The 16883-nt window shown below is 68.6% G+C and carries 17 protein-coding genes; 14 read left to right on the top strand and 3 right to left on the bottom strand.

The window, feature by feature from the left end; all coding sequences use genetic code 11:
* The 5 genes from ACWH49_RS24540 (at position 1) to ACWH49_RS24520 (ending at position 4794) form a co-directional block, all read left to right on the top strand.
* Positions 1–801: a gamma-glutamyl-gamma-aminobutyrate hydrolase family protein gene (locus ACWH49_RS24540; RefSeq protein ID WP_448173815.1), complete on the top strand. Its 801-nt coding sequence runs from the start codon at positions 1–3 to the stop codon at positions 799–801.
* 27 nt (positions 802–828) lie between these two features.
* Complete coding sequence (locus ACWH49_RS24535; RefSeq protein WP_448173814.1) at positions 829–2199, top strand: aldehyde dehydrogenase family protein; 1371 nt, start codon at positions 829–831, stop codon at positions 2197–2199.
* A complete protein-coding gene (locus tag ACWH49_RS24530) occupies positions 2200–2865 on the top strand; it encodes an HAD family hydrolase (protein ID WP_448173813.1) in 666 nt (221 codons plus the stop codon).
* A gap of 178 nt (positions 2866–3043) precedes the next feature.
* Entirely contained in the window at positions 3044–3862 is an 819-nt protein-coding gene (locus tag ACWH49_RS24525; RefSeq protein WP_448173812.1) for a TIGR00266 family protein, read from the top strand.
* A gap of 8 nt (positions 3863–3870) precedes the next feature.
* The gene (locus ACWH49_RS24520) at positions 3871–4794 is read left to right on the top strand and encodes a phosphotransferase (RefSeq protein WP_448173811.1); all 924 of its coding nucleotides are present in this window, start codon (positions 3871–3873) and stop codon (positions 4792–4794) included.
* A gap of 8 nt (positions 4795–4802) precedes the next feature.
* Here ACWH49_RS24520 and ACWH49_RS24515 read toward each other — a convergent pair whose 3' ends face one another.
* Complete coding sequence (locus ACWH49_RS24515; RefSeq protein WP_448173810.1) at positions 4803–5072, bottom strand: hypothetical protein; 270 nt, start codon at positions 5070–5072, stop codon at positions 4803–4805.
* A gap of 140 nt (positions 5073–5212) precedes the next feature.
* Here ACWH49_RS24515 and ACWH49_RS24510 point away from each other — a divergent pair, with 140 nt between their 5' ends.
* The 9 genes from ACWH49_RS24510 (at position 5213) to ntrC (ending at position 15366) form a co-directional block, all read left to right on the top strand.
* Positions 5213–6373, top strand: a complete 1161-nt coding sequence (locus tag ACWH49_RS24510) for a glycosyltransferase (protein ID WP_448173809.1) — start codon at positions 5213–5215, stop codon at positions 6371–6373.
* Between the two features lie 82 nt (positions 6374–6455).
* Entirely contained in the window at positions 6456–7274 is an 819-nt protein-coding gene (locus ACWH49_RS24505) for a creatininase family protein (RefSeq protein WP_448173808.1), read from the top strand.
* Between the two features lie 41 nt (positions 7275–7315).
* On the top strand, positions 7316–8614 hold the full coding sequence (locus ACWH49_RS24500; protein ID WP_448173807.1) for a YVTN family beta-propeller repeat protein: 1299 nt from the start codon (positions 7316–7318) through the stop codon (positions 8612–8614).
* A 14-nt stretch (positions 8615–8628) separates the two neighbouring features.
* Positions 8629–9561, top strand: a complete 933-nt coding sequence (locus ACWH49_RS24495) for an EI24 domain-containing protein (protein ID WP_448173806.1) — start codon at positions 8629–8631, stop codon at positions 9559–9561.
* A complete protein-coding gene (locus ACWH49_RS24490; protein ID WP_448173805.1) occupies positions 9558–10352 on the top strand; it encodes a competence/damage-inducible protein A in 795 nt (264 codons plus the stop codon). Before ACWH49_RS24495 ends, ACWH49_RS24490 begins: the two co-directional genes overlap by 4 nt.
* 242 nt (positions 10353–10594) lie before the next feature.
* On the top strand, positions 10595–12010 hold the full coding sequence (gene glnA / locus ACWH49_RS24485) for a type I glutamate--ammonia ligase (RefSeq protein WP_056470598.1): 1416 nt from the start codon (positions 10595–10597) through the stop codon (positions 12008–12010).
* Between the two features lie 144 nt (positions 12011–12154).
* Positions 12155–12655 carry a hypothetical protein gene (locus ACWH49_RS24480; protein ID WP_448173804.1) on the top strand — a complete coding sequence of 167 codons (501 nt, stop codon included), beginning with the start codon at positions 12155–12157 and terminating at the stop codon, positions 12653–12655.
* Positions 12656–12767: 112 nt separating this feature from the next.
* Complete coding sequence (glnL, locus tag ACWH49_RS24475; RefSeq protein WP_448174394.1) at positions 12768–13790, top strand: nitrogen regulation protein NR(II); 1023 nt, start codon at positions 12768–12770, stop codon at positions 13788–13790.
* Between the two features lie 58 nt (positions 13791–13848).
* Complete coding sequence (gene ntrC, locus ACWH49_RS24470; RefSeq protein ID WP_448173803.1) at positions 13849–15366, top strand: nitrogen regulation protein NR(I); 1518 nt, start codon at positions 13849–13851, stop codon at positions 15364–15366.
* A gap of 6 nt (positions 15367–15372) precedes the next feature.
* On the opposite strand, the gene ACWH49_RS24465 is transcribed toward ntrC, so the two are convergent.
* Together ACWH49_RS24465 and ACWH49_RS24460 are read right to left on the bottom strand one after the other, a co-directional pair.
* The gene (locus tag ACWH49_RS24465) at positions 15373–16155 is read right to left on the bottom strand and encodes an exodeoxyribonuclease III (protein ID WP_448173802.1); all 783 of its coding nucleotides are present in this window, start codon (positions 16153–16155) and stop codon (positions 15373–15375) included.
* A gap of 22 nt (positions 16156–16177) precedes the next feature.
* Complete coding sequence (locus ACWH49_RS24460; protein WP_448173801.1) at positions 16178–16753, bottom strand: DUF4337 domain-containing protein; 576 nt, start codon at positions 16751–16753, stop codon at positions 16178–16180.
* Positions 16754–16883: the final 130 nt, after the last annotated feature.

The raw sequence follows: 16883 nt of genomic DNA, 5'->3' as shown, positions 1-16883 counted from the left end.
ATGGCACGACCCCTGATCATCGGCATCTCGGCACGCATCCATCACCCGGTCGGCCCGGTTCTGGACCTGGGCGGTGTCTACACCAAGACGCTGCACTACCTCGAGCAATCGGTCGCGCACTGGGTGCTCGCGAAGGACGTGCTCGCGGTGATGATCCCGGCGATCGAGAGCGAGGGCTTGATCCAGCGCAGCGAGATGAGCCTGAGCTCGTATGCCGAGCACCTCGACGGCCTGGTGCTGCAGGGCGGCGCCGACGTGGCGCCCGAGAGCTACGGCGAGACCCCGCTGACGCCCGAATGGTCCGGCGACCGGGTGCGCGACCGCTACGAGATCGACCTGTTCAATGCGTTCGTCGCCGCCGGCAAGCCGGTGATCGGCATCTGCCGCGGCTGCCAGCTGATCAACGTGGCGCTCGGCGGCACGCTGTTCCAGGACATCCCGACGCAGGTCACCCAGGCGATCTCGCACCGCGACGCCGACCTGTACGAGCGCGCGCTGCACGACGTGAACCTGATCCAGGGCACCAGGCTCGCGCAGATGTACCCGGGCGTGAAGCAGGCCAAGATCAACTCGATCCACCACCAGGCGGTGAAGGACCTGGGCCGCGACCTGGTCGTCGAGGCGCTCGGCGTGCCCGACGGCATCGTCGAGGCGATCCGCTGGCGCGGGCCGAGCTACGTGTTCGGCATGCAATGGCACCCCGAGTTCCTGGCGCTCACGCCGCTGGACAAGACCCAGCTCGACGGCAGCCCGATCCTGCAGGATTTCCTCGCGACCGCGCGTGCGTGCCGCGAGGCCTGACCTCTCACCTTCTCGACGAGCCCACCCATGCTGAAGATCCACAACCCCGCGACCGGCGCGCCGCTGGCCGAAGTGCCCGAAGCCACGCCCGCCATCGTCTGCGAGCGGGCCGCGGCAGCGCGTGCCGCCCAACCGGCCTGGGCCGCACTCGGGCTGCGCGAGCGCATGGAGATCCTGCAGCGCTTCCGCGTCGCGGTGGCGTCCGAGGTGGAAGCCCTGGCCGCCACGTTGACCGCCGAGGTGGGCAAGCCGATCCGGCAGTCGCGCAACGAGGTCAACGGTCTGCTGCCGCGCATCGACTTCTTCCTCGCGCAGGCCGAGGCGTCGATCGGCGCGCAGCAGCTGCACGACGACGGCAGCACGCGCGAGGTGCTGGGCTTCGATCCGCTCGGCGTCGTCGTCAACATCTCGGCCTGGAACTACCCGTACTTCGTCGGCGGCAACGTCTTCGTGCCGGCGCTGCTGGCCGGCAACGCGGTGCTCTACAAGCCGTCCGAATTCTCGACGCTGACGGGCCTGCACATCGCTCGGCTGCTGCACGAATCGGGCGTGCCGCTCGACGTGTTCGTGCCGCTGGTCGGCGGCGGTGCGGTCGGTGCGGCCCTGCTCGAGCAGCGGATCGACGGCGTGTTCTTCACCGGCTCGCACGCGACCGGCCGGCGCATCGCCGCAGCGGTCGGGCCGCGCTTCATCAAGCTGCAGCTCGAGCTCGGCGGCAAGGACCCGACCTACGTGGCGGACGACGCGGACGTGAAGGCCGCCGCCGAATCGCTGGCCGACGGCGCGATGTACAACACGGGCCAGAGTTGCTGCTCGGTCGAGCGCATCTACGTGCACGAGCGCATCCACGACGCGTTCGTGGCGGCTTTCGTCGACACGGTCAATGGCTTCGTGATCGGCGATCCGGCCAGCGAGGACACCTACATCGGCGCGATCGCGCGTGCGCCGCAGATCGCGGTGCTCGAGGCGCAGGTGGCCGACGCCCGCGCGAAGGGCGCCGAACTGCTGACCGGCGGCCGCCGCCTGACCGACCGCCCCGGCAACTGGTTCGAGCCCACGGTACTGAGCCGCGTCGACCACACGATGGACGTGATGCGCGAGGAGAGCTTTGGCCCGATCATCGGCATCCAGAAGGTCAGCGGCGACGCCGAGGCGCTCGCGCTGATGAACGACACGCGCTACGGTTTGACGGCCGGGGTGTTCACGAAGGACGAAGCGCGCGCCACCGCGATCCTGTCCAAGGTCAACGCCGGCACGGTCTACTGGAACTGCTGCGATCGGGTGAGCCCGCGCCTGCCGTGGTCCGGTCACGGCGATTCGGGCGTGGGCCTCACGCTGTCGACGCTCGGTCTGCAGACCTTCACGCGACCCCGCGCCTGGCACCTGCGGCGCCCCTGAATGCGGCTGGCGCTGTTCGACCTGGACCATACGCTGCTGTCCGGCGACAGCGACGTGCTCTGGTGCGAGTTCCTGATGGACCAGGGCGTGCTCGACCGCGCCGAGTTTGCGCCGCGCAATGCCGAGATGGCGCGGTGCTACGCCGAGGCCAACGTCAGCGCGCAGGACTTCTGCGAGTTCTACGTGTCCACGCTGGCGGGCCGCTCGCCGGCCGAGTGGCGTCCGTGGTGCGACCGGTTTCTCGTCGAGGTGATCGCCCCGCGCATTCCGCCCGCGGCCCATGCGCTGGTGGCGGCGCATCGCGCGCGCGGCGACCGGCTGGTGCTGACGACCGCCACCAACCGCGTGCTGACCGGCATGACTGCGCATCATCTGCGGATCGATGATCTGCTGGCGACCGAGGTCGAACTGGTCGACGGTCGGTGTTCCGGCCGCACCGCCGGCGTGCTGAACATGCGGGAGGGCAAGGTCGAACGCCTGCTTGCGTGGCTCGCGGAACAGGCGCTGCCGGACTCGCTGATGCGCGAGGCGGTCTTCTACAGCGACTCGGCGAACGACCTGCCGCTGCTGAGCGCGGTCGCCGAACCGATCGTCGTCGATCCGGACGCCGCACTGCACCGCCACGCCGCCGCGGCCGGCTGGCCCGTACTGCGTCTGGCCCGCTGAAAGCGGCGCGCCTGGCCTCTGACAACCTCCGTTACCTCGCCTCGCGGCGTTGCGCTACCGTGCCCACGGGACACGGATGGTGCGGTCTTTGCATGCCTTCGGCGCGACAGCCGTTATGCTGCGCCCCGGTCTGGCGAGTGCCAGGGACAAGAATAGCGAGCGACAGGAGGAGGAAGAGATGGCAATGGACGTGGTCGACTACGAGATCCGTGGCGCCGAGATGCAGTTCGTCGAGGTCGAGCTCGACCCGGGCGAAGCGGCCGTCGGCGAAGCCGGCAGCATGATGTTCATGGACGCCGGCATCGGCATGGACACGGTGTTCGGCGATGGCTCGGGCGGCGGCGGTGGGGGCCTGTTCGGCAAGCTGCTCGGGGCCGGCAAGCGCCTGGTCACCGGCGAGTCGCTGTTCACCACGGTCTACACCAACCAGAGCCAGGGCAAGCTGCGGGTGGCATTCGCTGCACCGTACCCGGGCAAGATCCTGCCGATGGACCTGACCGCGCTCGGCGGCACGCTGATCTGCCAGAAGGACGCCTTCCTGTGCGCGGCCCGCGGCGTGTCGCTCGGCATCTACTTCCAGCAGAAGCTGTCGGTCGGCTTCTTCGGCGGCGAGGGCTTCATCATGCAGAAGCTCGAGGGCAACGGCCTGGCCTTCGTGCACGCCGGCGGCACGGTGGTGAAGCGCGAACTGCGGGCGGGCCAGACCCTGCTCGTCGACACCGGCTGCCTGGTCGCGATGACACCGAACGTGAATTTCGAGATCCAGTACGTCGGCAAGATCAAGACCGCGCTGTTCGGCGGCGAGGGCCTGTTCTTCGCCAAGGTGACCGGCCCCGGCACCGTGTGGCTGCAGAGCCTGCCGTTCTCGCGGCTCGCGTCGCGCGTGTTCGCCGCTGCGCCGCAGCGCGGGGGGTCGCGTGAAGAGGGCTCCGTGTTGGGCGGCCTGGCGGTCGGCGGGCTGCTCGGCAGCGTGCTGGGCGGCGGCGACGACGACTAGGTCCGCGCGTGCCCGAGGTCAGTCTCTCCCCACAACTTCCTGCCGACGTTCTGGCGACCCTCGATCAGCTGCTGCGCGACCGCGGCGGCCTGGGTCAGGTGAGCGCGGTCGCGTTGCGCCGCCTGGTCGAGGACCATTGCGACAAGTTCATCGTGTTCAGCCGCGGCGGGCAGCCGATCGCGTTCGTCGTGCTGTCGCCGCCGGAATTTCCGCGCGCGGCCGCGCAGGCCGCGGCCTGCGCGTTCGAGGCCAGCCGACGCCTCGGCGGCGAGCTGGGCGCGACCGTGTTGACGCCGTTGCATGTCGGCGAGTCGGACGGCGCGAGCTACACCGTCACGGCGTTCTGCCGGCCGCTCAGCACGAACCGCTGGGTCTCGCGCTGGCAGCGCTGGCGGCTGGCGGCACCGGTGTTCGATTGGCTGCACGCCGTGACCCGGCGCACCGCCTCACCCGTCGACGACGCACAGTCGGACGCATTGTTCGCACAGCCGCTCGAGGCGCTGGCCGCGAACCAGACGGTCGACGCCAGCGTGCGTGACGCCGCCGCGGCGGCCCGCGAGGCGCTGGCGACGGGCCGTTGGCGCCCGCGCACCGTGCTGGCCCACAACGACCTCTGGGCGGGCAACCTGTTGCGTCGCCCGCATCCGGGAAGCGGGACGCCCTTCTACGTGATCGACTGGGCCGGCGCACGCACCGAAGGCCATGGCATGTACGACCTGGTGCGGGTCGCGATGTCGCTGGGCGTGTCGCCGGCGGGGGCCAGGCGCACGGTCGCGGCACACTGCGATGCCCTGGGATGCGATCCCTCGATGGCCAATCACCACCTTGCGAGCGCGCTCGGGCACCTCAGCCTGAACCTGGGAGAGTGGCCGGCCGCGCAGTTCGCGCAGACCGCCGCGGTGTGCCACCGGTTTCTCATCGCGGCGCGGTGAGGGCGCCGTCAGACCGCGCTGTGAGCCCGGCCGGTACCGCGCAACGGCAGCGTCGTGCGCGGGTTCGCGCCGCTGGTCGGCGGCGAGAGGCGCTGGATGCGGTGTGCGACCATCGCCTGGTCGATCGCCAGATTCTCGAACTCGTGCTGCAGACGCTGCGCGGCGAAATCGCCACCGACGCGGCAAGCCGTCGTGTACCGGGCCTGCAGTCGATCCAGCGCCGCTTCAACGCGGCGAAGGCGGCTATGCAGGGCGAAAAGCTGGAGTTGGCGAAGCACGATGATCTCCGAAGGAGTAACTTTCTGATACACGGTCGTAGCGTAGCCGATCTTGCGTGTTTGTCACCGGTTGTATCTGCGTCATACGACACGGTGATGAAAATTCTTCCGGCGAATCCACCGGTTCGAGGGGTGGCGCCATGAGCTATCGCCTTGCGTTGCTCACATCGATCCCCGTCGTGCGCCGCGGCGCCGAGTCGATGACGCTGGACTTGTGGGCGCGGGATCTGCAAGCCCAGGTCGAGGCGGTGACCGAGCTCGTGCTGCTGGCGCCGGTGATGGGCACGTGGCCACAGCCCGAGGTGTCGCTTCAACCCTTGCCCGAAGGCATCCGCGTGGTCGACCCGGCGCAGTTGTCGGACCGTGATCTTCAGGCGTTGCTGGATCGCTGCGATGTCGTCCAGGTCCCCGGGAACTTCGGCTGGCGCGCCTCCGCGCCGGCACGACGCCTGATGCGGGCAGCGCGCCAGGCGGGCAAGGCGGCGATCGTCGGCATCTCGAGCGACCGTGCCCGCACCGAGCTGATGAATGCGGCGCGTGCCGGTCTGCTGCGCCGCTGGCGCGCCTGGGCGCGCAGCGTGAGCATCCGCGTCAGCCAACGCTACCTGGCGGACCGGGCCAGCGGCGTGTTCCTCGTCGGCGAGGGCCTGCGCCGGCTGATCGGCTCGGGCCAGGGTCGGGTCCTGGTCGGTACGGCCAGCTGGATCCGCCAGTCCGACATCGCGCCCGCGCGGCCCGAACCACCGTCGGACCACCTCTGGCGACTGTGCGTGGCGGCCCGGCTGGAGCGGATGAAGGGCATCCACCAGGCAATCGAGGTGCTCGCGCCGCTGGCTGCGCGCCTGCCGGGCGTGCCGCTCGAACTCGACATCGCCGGCGTCGGACCGGAAGAGGCGGCGTTGCGCGCACAAGCGGCAGCGACGCCGATCGACGTGCCCATCCGCTTCGTCGGTGCGCTGCCGTATCCCGACGAATTCTTCGCGTTCCTGCGGCAGGTCGACGTGGTGCTGCTGACCAACCTGAATGACGAGCAGCCGCGCTTGATCTTCGACGCGATCAGCCAGGGTTGCCTGCCGGTCTGCCCCGATTCCTTGCCCTACCGCAGCCTCGGCCTGCCGCCCGAACTGCTGTACCGGCGCGGCGACGTCGACGCGCTGGCGCACTGCCTGACCGCGTTGTTGAATTCGGCGGATCGGCCCGCACTGCGCCGGCGCCTGGTCGCGGTCGCTCAGGGGGCGACGATCGAGGCCATGCACCGGGTCCGACGCGACTGGGTGCGCGACCAGGTCCTCGAGCCTTAGGCGCGCCTCTTACACTTCCGGGTTGCCCACCCGATACGCCGCGATGTTGCCTGTCCCGACCCGTCTCCTGCCCCGCCGAGGGATGCCTTTCGGCCGGGCGGTGCTCGCCTGCCTGGTCGTGCTGGCGGTCGCGAGCCACGGCGCGTCGGCCGCACCGCCCCCCACCAGCCCGTACCTCGAGGAACTGACCTGGACCGAACTGCGCGATCGCGTGCATGCCGGTGCGACGACCGTGCTCGTCCCGATCGGCGGCACCGAACAGAGCGGCCCGCAGCTGGCGCTCGGCAAACACAACCAGCGGGCGAAGGTCATCGCCGGGCGGATCGCGCAGCGCCTGGGCAATGCCGTGGTCGCGCCGACGCTCGCCTACGTGCCCGAGGGCGCCATCACGCCGCCCGCCGCACACATGCGCTTCACCGGCACGATCTCGATCCCCGAGCCGGTGTTCGAGGCGGTGCTCGAAGCGACGGCGCGCAGCTTCCGCCAGCACGGCTTTCGCGATGTCGTGCTGCTGGGTGACCACGGCGGCTACCAGAAGAGCCTGGAGCGCGTGGCGGCCAAGCTGAACCGCGAATGGGCGGGGCAGCCGGGGTGTCGGGTGCTGGCGCTGGTCGACTACTATCGCGTGACCCAGACCGATTTCGTCGATGCGCTGAAGACCAAAGGCCTTCGCAGCGACGAGATCGGCAGCCATGCGGGCCTGGCGGACACCGCGCTGATGCTGGCGATCGACCCCACGATGGTCCGGACCGACGCTTTCGACCAGGCCGCGACGGCGGGGCCCCGCGACGGCGTTCACGGTGACCCGCGGCGCGCGACGGCCGAGCTCGGTCGCCTCGGGGTCGAGCGCCAGATCGACCGCTCGGTGCAGGTCATCCGCGACGCCACCCGGGCGCGTTGAATCCTCTCGACACTTCACAATTCTCGACACGGAATGCCCAGATGAAATTTGCATTGAAGGAAGCTGCGGCCTGGACCGTCGGCCTGTTCGCGGTGATGGGTGTGCTGGTGGCAAGCCAGGTGCAGGGCGCAGGCCCCGAGGCTGCGGCCGTGAAGCCTGCCGCAGCCGCGGCGCTCGTGCCGTTGCCCGGCATGCCGGCGGTCGTCGATGCGCGCAACCTCTACAGCGAGACGGCCGCCGGCAAGGTCGGCGCCGCGCTGGCCGACGATCCGGATCGGATCTACGTGCCCAACCTGCGCTCGAACGATGTCTACGTGGTCGACCCGAAGGCGATGAAGGTCGTCGATCGCTTCAAGGTCGGCATCGGGCCGCAGCACATCGTGCCGTCCTACGACCTGCGCACGCTGTGGGTCACCAACAATGCCGAGGGCCGCACCGACGGCAGCCTGACCCCGATCGACCCGCGCACCGGCAAGCCGGGCAAGCCGGTCAATGTCGACGACCCGTACAACATGTACTTCACGCCGGACGGCAAGTCGGCCATCGTCGTCGCCGAGGCGCGCAAGCGGCTCGACTTCCGCGACCCGAAGACGATGGCGATGCAGTTCTCGATCGACACCCCCGGATGCCCCGGGATCAACCATGCCGACTTCGCGATCGACGGGCGCACGGTCATCTTCACCTGCGAGTTCTCCGGCACGCTGGTGAAGGTCGACCTGGTCGAGCGCAAGGTGCTCGGCTACCTGCGTCTGGACATGCCGGCCACGCGCTTCAAGGAGACCAAGGGCGCGCCGCGCGTCGAGGCGGGCAAGCCCTGGGAGCCGGGCGAGACCGAGATCTGCACCGTTTCGAAGGGCATGCCGCAGGACATCCGCAGTTCACCGGACGGCAAGCGCGTCTACATCGCCGACATGCATGCCGACGGCGTGCACATCGTCGACGTCGAATCGTTCAAGAAGGTCGGCTTCATCGCCACCGGCATCGGCGCGCACGGCCTGTACCCGAGCCGCGACGGCAAGAGCCTGTACGTGGCGAACCGCGGCTCGCACGCGATCCGCGGGCCCAAGCTCGGCGACGGCGGCGTCACAGTGATCGACTTCGCGACCGAGAAGGTGGTCGCGCGCTGGGGCGTGCCCGGCGGCGGCAGCCCGGACATGGGCAACGTCAGCGCCGACGGCAAGTACCTCTGGCTCGCCGCCCGTTACGACGACGTGATCTACCGCTTCGACACCGCGACCGGGGCGGTCCAGCAGATCAAGGTCGGCGCCGAGCCGCACGGGCTGACCGTGTGGCCGCAACCGGGCCGCTATTCGCTGGGCCACACCGGCAACATGCGCTGACGCCTGAACCGCCCGTGAAGCTTCTGTTCGATTCGTTCTGGCGCGCGGCGGCGTATTGCCTGCACCCGCGGGTCATCGTCCTGTCGCTGCTGCCGCTGGTGCTGATGGCCGGCCTGGCGCTCGGCCTCGGCTACTTCTTCTGGGAATCGGCGATCGACGCGGTGCGCGCGACCTTCGAGTCCTGGGCCCTCCTGAAGACGATGATCGGGTGGCTCGAGGGCTGGGGCCTGGCCGGACTGAAGGCCGTGCTCGCGCCGATGGTCGTGGTGTTCCTGACCACGCCGGTGATCGTTGTCCTGTCGCTGCTGCTGGTGGCCGCGTTCATGACGCCGGCGATGCTGACGCTGGTCGCGAACCGGCGCTTCCCGCTGCTGGAGCGCAAGCACGGCGGCTCGTTCGTCGGCAGCACGTTCGGCGCGTTGTGGGCCACCGTGGCGGCGCTGATCGCGCTGGTGGTGTCGATCCCGCTGTGGTTCGTGCCGCCGCTGGTGCTGATCCTGCCCCCGCTGATCTGGGGCTGGCTCACCTACCGCGTGATGACCTACGACGTGCTGGCCGAACACGCCAGCGCCGACGAACGCCGCGAGCTTGTGCGTCGCCACCGCAGCACGCTGCTGGGCATGGGCGTGATGACCGGCTACCTTGGCGCGGCGCCGTCGGTGGTGTGGGCCTCGGGCGCGATCGCGATCGTGTTCGCGCCGGTGCTGGTGCCGGTGGCGATCTGGATCTACACGCTGGTGTTCGCGTTCTCCGCGCTGTGGTTCGCCCACTTCACGCTGGCCGCGTTGCAGGCGCTGCGCCGGGAACGCGAGCCGGTCGAGGTGCTGCCGCCGGTGCGCGGCGGTGGGCCGCGGGACCTCGAAGTCATCGAAGATGCGCGCTTGATCCCGCAGGCCCCAACCGACAGCGCCGGCGCGCCCCCGAACCCACCCTGGAACCGCACATGAACTTCGGCGTGATCATCATCGGTGACGAAATCCTCTCGGGCAAACGCGCCGACAAGCACCTGCCCAAGGTGATCGAGCTGCTCGGTGCGCGCGGCCTGGCGCTGAGCTGGGCGCGCTACGTCGGCGACGATCCGGCCCGGATCACCGCCGACCTGCGCCACGCGTTCGCGAGTGGCGACGTGGTGTTCTCGTGCGGCGGCATCGGCGCCACGCCCGACGACCATACCCGCCAGTGCGCGGCCGCGGCGCTGGGTCGACCGCTCGCGCTGCATCCGCAGGCACGCGACCTGATCCTCGAACGCATGCGCGATACCGCGAGGGAGCAGGGCATCCCGTTCGAGCCGGACCGGCACGACAACGTGCACCGGCTCAACATGGGCGTGTTCCCGGAAGGCGCGCAGCTCATCCCGAACCCGTACAACAAGATCGCCGGCTTCAGCGTCGGCCACGTGCACTTCGTGCCGGGCTTTCCGGTGATGGCCTGGCCGATGATCGAGTGGGTGCTCGATCACCAGTACGCGGGGCTGCAGGGGCAGGGGAGTCAGCGCGAGAAATCGGTGATCGTGTTCGGCGCGATGGAGGCCACGCTCACCCCGCTGATGGAGCGCATCGAGGCCGCCTTCGATGGCGTGAAGGTGTTCAGCCTGCCGAGCGTCGATCACCCCGAATACGGTCGCCACATCGAACTCGGCGTGAAGGGCCAGGCCGATCGGCTCGACGCGGCATACCGCGTGCTGCTTGCCGGACTGGCCGAGCACGGCGCGACGCTGGGCCCAGAGTTGGTGCGGTAGCCGCTCCTATTTTGGTGCGTTCGCACGCACCAAAGTTGCGCGACTCCGCGTGCATCGTTCTGCGGCCTCCGCCCCTCGTGGTCCGGGGCGTTGAGAGGCTCGTGGGGGCCTGTCGCGGGCATGCTTTCTGCTACATTCCTGTGCGCGTTTTTTGGGCCTGTGACCGGGCCTTTTGAAGGCCGAGTACGCAGTCCCGATCGCCCCGATCACCTACCGAAAACAATTCCACCCAGGAGTTCCAGATGGCCAGCAAGACCGTTGCCGACGTGATGAAGATGGTGAAAGAGAACGAGGTCAAGTTCGTTGACTTCCGTTTCACCGACACCCGCGGCAAAGAGCAACACGTCAGCGTGCCGGTGTCGCACTTCGACGAAGACAAGTTCACGTCGGGCCACGCCTTCGACGGCTCCTCGATCGCCGGCTGGAAGGGCATCGAAGCGTCGGACATGCAGCTGATGCCCGACCCGAACACCGCCAACATCGACCCGTTCTTCGAAGAGCCGACGCTGATCCTGACCTGCGACGTGGTCGAACCGGGCGATGGCAAGCCCTACGAGCGCGACCCCCGTTCGCTGGCGAAGCGCGCCGAGGCGTACATGAAGGCGTCGGGCCTGGGCGACACCGCCTTCTTCGGCCCCGAGCCCGAATTCTTCGTGTTCGACAGCGTGCGCTGGGGCAACGACATGTCGGGCTGCTTCGCCGAGATCGACTCCGAAGAAGCCTCGTGGAACACGAAGAAGGTCTACGAGCACGGCAACTCCGGCTACCGGCCGGCGGTCAAGGGCGGCTACTTCCCGACCCCGCCGATCGACAGCATGCAGGACATGCGCTCGGAGATGTGCCTGGTGCTCGAATCGCTGGGCATCCCCTGCGAAGTGCACCACCACGAAGTCGCGCAGGCGCAGATGGAGATCGGCACCAAGTTCAGCACGCTGCTGCAGCGCGCCGACTGGGTCCAGCTGCAGAAGTACGTGATCCAGAACGTCGCCCACAGCTACGGCAAGACCGCGACCTTCATGCCCAAGCCGATCGTCGGCGACAACGGCTCGGGCATGCACGTGCACCAGTCGGTCTGGAAGGACGGCAAGAACCTGTTCGCCGGTGACGGCTATGCCGGCCTGAGCGAATTCGCGCTGTTCTACATCGGCGGCATCATCAAGCACGCGCGCGCGCTGAACGCCATCACCAACCCGGGCACCAACTCGTACAAGCGGCTGGTCCCGGGCTTCGAAGCGCCGGTCAAGCTCGCATACTCGTCGAAGAACCGCTCGGCCTCGATCCGCATCCCGCACGTCGCGAACCCGAAGGGCCGCCGCGTCGAAGCACGCTTCCCGGATCCGCTGATGAATCCGTACCTGGGATTCGCGGCGCTGCTGATGGCCGGCCTCGACGGCGTCGAGAACAAGATCCACCCGGGCGAAGCCGCGACGAAGGACCTCTACCACCTGCCGCCGGAAGAGGACAAGATGATCCCGACGGTGTGCCACAGCCTCGACCAGGCACTCGAGTATTTGGACAAGGACCGCGCGTTCCTGACCAAGGGCGGTGTCTTCACCGACGCCTACCTCGACGCCTACATCGACCTGAAGATGCAGGAAGTGACGCGCTTCCGCATGGCCACGCACCCGGTCGAGTTCGACATGTACTACACGCTGTAAGGCGCGGGCCGACTCGGCCGATGACAAAGGGACGGCACGGGCCGTCCCTTTTGCTTGGGAGCGGAACAAGCTGCGCGACAATCGACTCTGGTCCTGTCGGCGCCGCCTCGCTGCGCCGCGTTGCCAGCCCAGGAGACCGCACGCATGAAGTTCACCGCCCCGTTGTTCACCGCCGCACTGATGGTCATGCTGACCGCCGCGCGACCGGCTCTCGCCGCCGATGCGAACGTGACCTACAAGTGCCCGGGCAACAACTACAGCAACACCATCAGCGCCAAGGAGGCCAAGGACAAGGGCTGCAAGGTGCTCGAGAACGCGCCGGTCACGGTGATCCAGAGCGTCAAGCCGCGCGCGCCGACGGCGCCCGCGGCGACGTCGGGTCCGGCCGGCACGCGCGTCGACCCCGCCGACCAGCGGGCCCGCGACAACGATGCCCGCCGCATCCTCGAGGCAGAGCTCAAGCGCGAGGAAGACCGGCTGGCGACGATGAAGGCCGAGTACAACAACGGCGAGCCGGAGCGCCAGGGCAACGAGAAGAACTACCAGAAGTACCTCGATCGCGTCGCCGACATGAAGTCGGCCATCGGCCGCAAGGAAAGCGACATCGCCGCGCTGAAGCGCGAGATCGCCAAGCAGCCGCAGTGAGCGCCGCCACCACCCTGCTGCGGGCCCGCCTGTGAGACGCCTGTTCGCGCCGGCGGCGGCCGCACCGGCGCCGCCTGCCACGGCCTTCGCGGCATTCGATCACCTCGCGACGATGGTCGCGATCGTCGGCGTCGACGGCCAGTGCGTGTTCGCGAACGCGTCGTTCGAGAGCGTGCTGGGCCTGTCGCGCCGCAGCGTGCAGCGCGGCCTGGTGTTCGACTGGTTCGTCGACTCGCAGCGCCTGCAGGACACGGTGGTCGCGGTCAGCCGCAACGAGTACGCGACCAGCCGGCTCGAGGCGCACCTGCGCCGCCCGGGCGCGTTGCATGGCGATCCGTTGCCGGTGCACGTGATCGTGAACCAGATGGACGGCTCGCCAAACGTCGTCGTCGAGCTGGTCGAAATCGAGCAGCAGACGCGGCAGGACCGCGAGGAGCGTGCGCTCGGCCAGGCGCAGGTCACCAAGGAGCTGATCCGCAACCTCGCGCACGAGATCAAGAACCCGCTCGGCGGCATCCGCGGGGCGGCGCAGTTGCTGGAGATGGAAGTCGAGTCGCGGGCGCTGCACGAATACACGCAAGTCATCATCAGCGAGGCCGATCGGCTGCAGGCGCTGGTCGACCGGTTGCTGGCGCCGCACCGCAAGCCGCATGTGGTCAGCGATGTGAACATCCACGAGGTCTGCGAGCGCGTGCGCGCGCTGATCCAGGCCGAGTTCCCGCGCGGCCTGGCGATCGAGCGCGACTACGACATTTCGATCCCCGATTTCCGCGGCGACCGCGAACAGTTGATCCAGGCGGTGCTGAACATCGCGCACAACGCGGCGCAGGCGCTGGTCGAGCGCATCGCCGATGGCGACGGCCGCATCCTGCTGCGCACGCGGATCGCGCGCCAGGTGACGCTGGGGAAGCAGCGCTATCGTCTGGCACTGGACTTGCATATCGAGGACAACGGCCCGGGCGTGCCCGAGTCCATCCGCGATCGCATCTTCTACCCGCTGGTGTCGGGTCGGGATGGCGGTTCCGGACTTGGGCTCACGCTCGCGCAGACCTTCGTGCAGCAACACCTCGGCACGATCGAATGCGAAAGCGAACCGGGCAAGACGATATTCAAGATTGTCATTCCGCTACCTTGAGCGGCCAGGCGCCACGAGCGCAGCCGCCGATGAGCAGACGGAAAACGCAGGGCAGGGCATGAAACCCATCTGGATCGTTGACGACGACCAATCCATTCGCTTCGTGCTGGAGAAGGCGCTGGCGCGCGAGGAATTCGCAGTACGCAGCTTCACCAACGCGCGCGATGTGCTGAACGCACTCGACGACGACGAGCCACAGGTGCTCGTTTCGGACATCCGCATGCCGGGCGGCTCGGGGATCGAACTGCTGGCCAAGGTGCGCGAGCGCATGCCGGCGCTGCCGGTCATCATCATGACCGCGTACTCGGACCTGGACAGCGCCGTCAGTGCGTTCCAGGGCGGCGCGTTCGAGTACCTGCCCAAGCCGTTCGACGTGCCCAAGGCCGTCGAGCTGATCCGTCGCGCGGTCGACGAGAGCCTGCGCGAGGAAGTGCGCGACGAGAAGGCCGCGCAGATGCCCGAGATGCTCGGCCAGGCGCCGGCCATGCAGGACGTGTTCCGCGCGATCGGCCGGCTCAGCCAGAGCATCGTCACCGTGCTGATCACCGGCGAATCGGGCTCGGGCAAGGAACTGGTCGCGAACGCGCTGCACAAGCACAGCCCGCGCGCCAGCGGCCCGTTCGTCGCGATCAACACCGCGGCGATTCCGAAGGATCTGCTCGAGTCCGAACTGTTCGGTCATGAGCGTGGCGCCTTCACCGGCGCGCAGACCACGCGCCGCGGCCGCTTCGAGCAGGCCGACGGCGGCACGCTGTTCCTCGACGAGATCGGCGACATGCCGTTCGACCTGCAGACGCGCCTGCTGCGGGTGTTGAGCGACGGCCAGTACTACCGCGTCGGCGGCCACAACCCGATGCGCAGCAACGTGCGGGTGATCGCCGCGACCCACCAGAACCTCGAGGACCGCGTCAAGGCCGGCGCGTTTCGCGAAGACCTGTTCCACCGCCTCAACGTGATCCGGCTGCGCTTGCCGGCACTGCGCGAGCGTGCCGAGGACGTGCCCTCGCTGACCCGGTTCTTCCTGCAGAAGAGCGCGAAGGAACTCGGCGTCGAGGCCAAGCGCATCACCGATTCGGCGCTCGCGCGGCTGATGCGATTCGACTTTCCGGGCAACGTGCGGCAGCTCGAGAACATCTGCCACTGGCTCACCGTGATGGCGCCGGCGCAGATGATCGAGGCCAAGGACCTGCCGCCCGAACTGGCCGCGGAGAACGTCGTCGCCGAGGCGGCGGCGACTGCACCGGCGCGCGCCGCCGTTCGGGAAGCCACACCGGTCGAGGCGCCGCCTGCACCGCTGGCCGGCACGCCGACGCAGATCGCACCCGCTCAGGCCCCGAATCCCGCGCTGCTGCCGCTCGGCCCGCAATGGCTGGGCGGGCTCGAGCAGGAGGCGCGCGGGCTGCTGCAGGCCGGCGACCCGCAGGTCTGGGACACGCTGACCCACAAGTTCGAGGCGCAGCTGATCCGCACCGCGCTCGAGATCACGCGCGGCCGCCGCATCGAGGCGGCGCAGAAGCTCGGCATCGGCCGCAACACCATCACCCGCAAGATCCAGGAGCTCGGCCTGGACGATTGACAGCGCTCAGTCGAAGGACAGTTCGGCGATCACCGGCGCGTGGTCGCTGGGCCGTTCGTTCTTGCGCGTCGGCCGATCGATCACGACGCTGCGGACCCGCGGCTTCAGCGCCTCGCTGACCAGGATGTGGTCGATCCGCAGGCCCTTGTTCTTCTGGAACCCGAGCATGCGGTAGTCCCACCAGCTGTACTGCTTCGGCGGCTGATCGAACAGCCGGAACGAATCGTGCAGCCCAAGCGCGAGCAGGGACTTGAAATGCGCACGCTCCTCCGGCGTGCACAGCACCTGGCCCGCCCACATCACCGGGTCGTGCACGTCGCGGTCCTCGGGGGCGATGTTGTAGTCGCCGAGCAGCGCGAGCTGCGGGTGCGCCGCGAGTTCGGTCGCGACCCAGTCGCGCAGCGCCTCCAGCCACTTGAGCTTGTACGGGAACTTCTCGCTCTCGACCGACTGGCCGTTCGGCACGTAGGCGCAGATCAGGCGCACCTGCCCGATCGGGCTGTCGACCGTCGCGGCGATCACGCGTGCCTGCGCGTCGTCGTGGCCGGGGATGTTGCGCACCACGTCGGTCGCGACCGACTTGCTCAGCAGCGCGACACCGTTGTACGTCTTCTGCCCGAACCAGTGGACCTGGTAGCCGGCCGCCGCGATCTCGGCGTGCGGGAACTTGTCGTCGGCCAGCTTGGTTTCCTGCAGGCACAGCGCGTCGGGCTGGTGCAGCGCGAGCCAGTCGATCAGCTGCGGCAGCCGCACCGCGAGGGAGTTGACGTTCCAGGTGGCGATCTTCATGGCGCCCATTATCGGCACGCGGTCAGATGTGCAGCCATGCCAGCGCGCCGAGCGCGACGCCGACCGCGCTCAGGCCGAACACCCCGTACTCGAGCCACTTGCGCCGCGTCAACAGCGCGATCGCCGCCATCGCGATCGCGATCTGCAGCGCCGTGGTCGCCTGGGCCCAGCGGTGATGCTGGTGAAGTTGCTCGTCGCTCTTCTTCTCCCACGCCTTCGATTCGTCCTCGAGCTTCTTGGCCGCGACCATGATCTCGTCTTTCTCGCCCTTGTAGCGCTTGGCCTCCCCCAGGTAGAACGCCTTGCGCGGCTCGGGCGCCAGATCGAGCGCGATCTCGGCCAGGTTCTGCTTGCTGCTCTTGGCCTGGTAGAAGGCCCACTGGTTCGCGGCCTCGGTTTTCTTGATCGCGGCGTCGTTCTTGAACAGCCCGGCGTTCGCCTGGGTGGCGCCGCCCATGTAGGCGAACAGTGCGCCGACCGTCGCGATCACCGCGGTCGCGACGGCGAGCTGACCCGCCAGGCCGCCGGGGTCCGAGTGCGCGGCGTGTTCGAGTTCGTGGTCGTGCGGGCCGTGCACATGAAATCCGCCTCCTGACATATCGATCTCCTCGTGATTCTTGTCGATGGCGCTGTCGCCGGTGCGGGAGTTTAGTGGCGAGCAACGCCACGCTTCACGCTGGCGCGTTCCGACATCGGCGCGCGATTCTGTTGTAACCACTCGTTGGAAT

The organism is Rhizobacter fulvus (assembly GCF_964020785.1).
Note: the sequence above shows the minus strand (reverse complement) of the source record. Positions and strands in the feature narration are given on the sequence as shown.

Bases quoted from the DNA above. Each gene is read 5' to 3' on its own strand.
- ACWH49_RS24540 (WP_448173815.1), top strand. From the start codon at position 1: ATGGCACGACCCCTGATCATCGGCATCTCGGCACGCATCCATCACCCG.
- ACWH49_RS24490 (WP_448173805.1), top strand. From the start codon at position 9,558: ATGAACTTCGGCGTGATCATCATCGGTGACGAAATCCTCTCGGGCAAA.
- ACWH49_RS24510 (WP_448173809.1), top strand. From the start codon at position 5,213: ATGAGCTATCGCCTTGCGTTGCTCACATCGATCCCCGTCGTGCGCCGC.
- glnL (WP_448174394.1), top strand. From the start codon at position 12,768: ATGGTCGCGATCGTCGGCGTCGACGGCCAGTGCGTGTTCGCGAACGCG.
- ACWH49_RS24525 (WP_448173812.1), top strand. From the start codon at position 3,044: ATGGCAATGGACGTGGTCGACTACGAGATCCGTGGCGCCGAGATGCAG.
- ACWH49_RS24480 (WP_448173804.1), top strand. From the start codon at position 12,155: ATGAAGTTCACCGCCCCGTTGTTCACCGCCGCACTGATGGTCATGCTG.
- ACWH49_RS24505 (WP_448173808.1), top strand. From the start codon at position 6,456: ATGCCTTTCGGCCGGGCGGTGCTCGCCTGCCTGGTCGTGCTGGCGGTC.
- ACWH49_RS24530 (WP_448173813.1), top strand. From the start codon at position 2,200: ATGCGGCTGGCGCTGTTCGACCTGGACCATACGCTGCTGTCCGGCGAC.
- ACWH49_RS24460 (WP_448173801.1), bottom strand. From the start codon at position 16,753: ATGTCAGGAGGCGGATTTCATGTGCACGGCCCGCACGACCACGAACTC.
- ACWH49_RS24465 (WP_448173802.1), bottom strand. From the start codon at position 16,155: ATGAAGATCGCCACCTGGAACGTCAACTCCCTCGCGGTGCGGCTGCCG.
- ACWH49_RS24500 (WP_448173807.1), top strand. From the start codon at position 7,316: ATGAAATTTGCATTGAAGGAAGCTGCGGCCTGGACCGTCGGCCTGTTC.
- ntrC (WP_448173803.1), top strand. From the start codon at position 13,849: ATGAAACCCATCTGGATCGTTGACGACGACCAATCCATTCGCTTCGTG.
- glnA (WP_056470598.1), top strand. From the start codon at position 10,595: ATGGCCAGCAAGACCGTTGCCGACGTGATGAAGATGGTGAAAGAGAAC.
- ACWH49_RS24535 (WP_448173814.1), top strand. From the start codon at position 829: ATGCTGAAGATCCACAACCCCGCGACCGGCGCGCCGCTGGCCGAAGTG.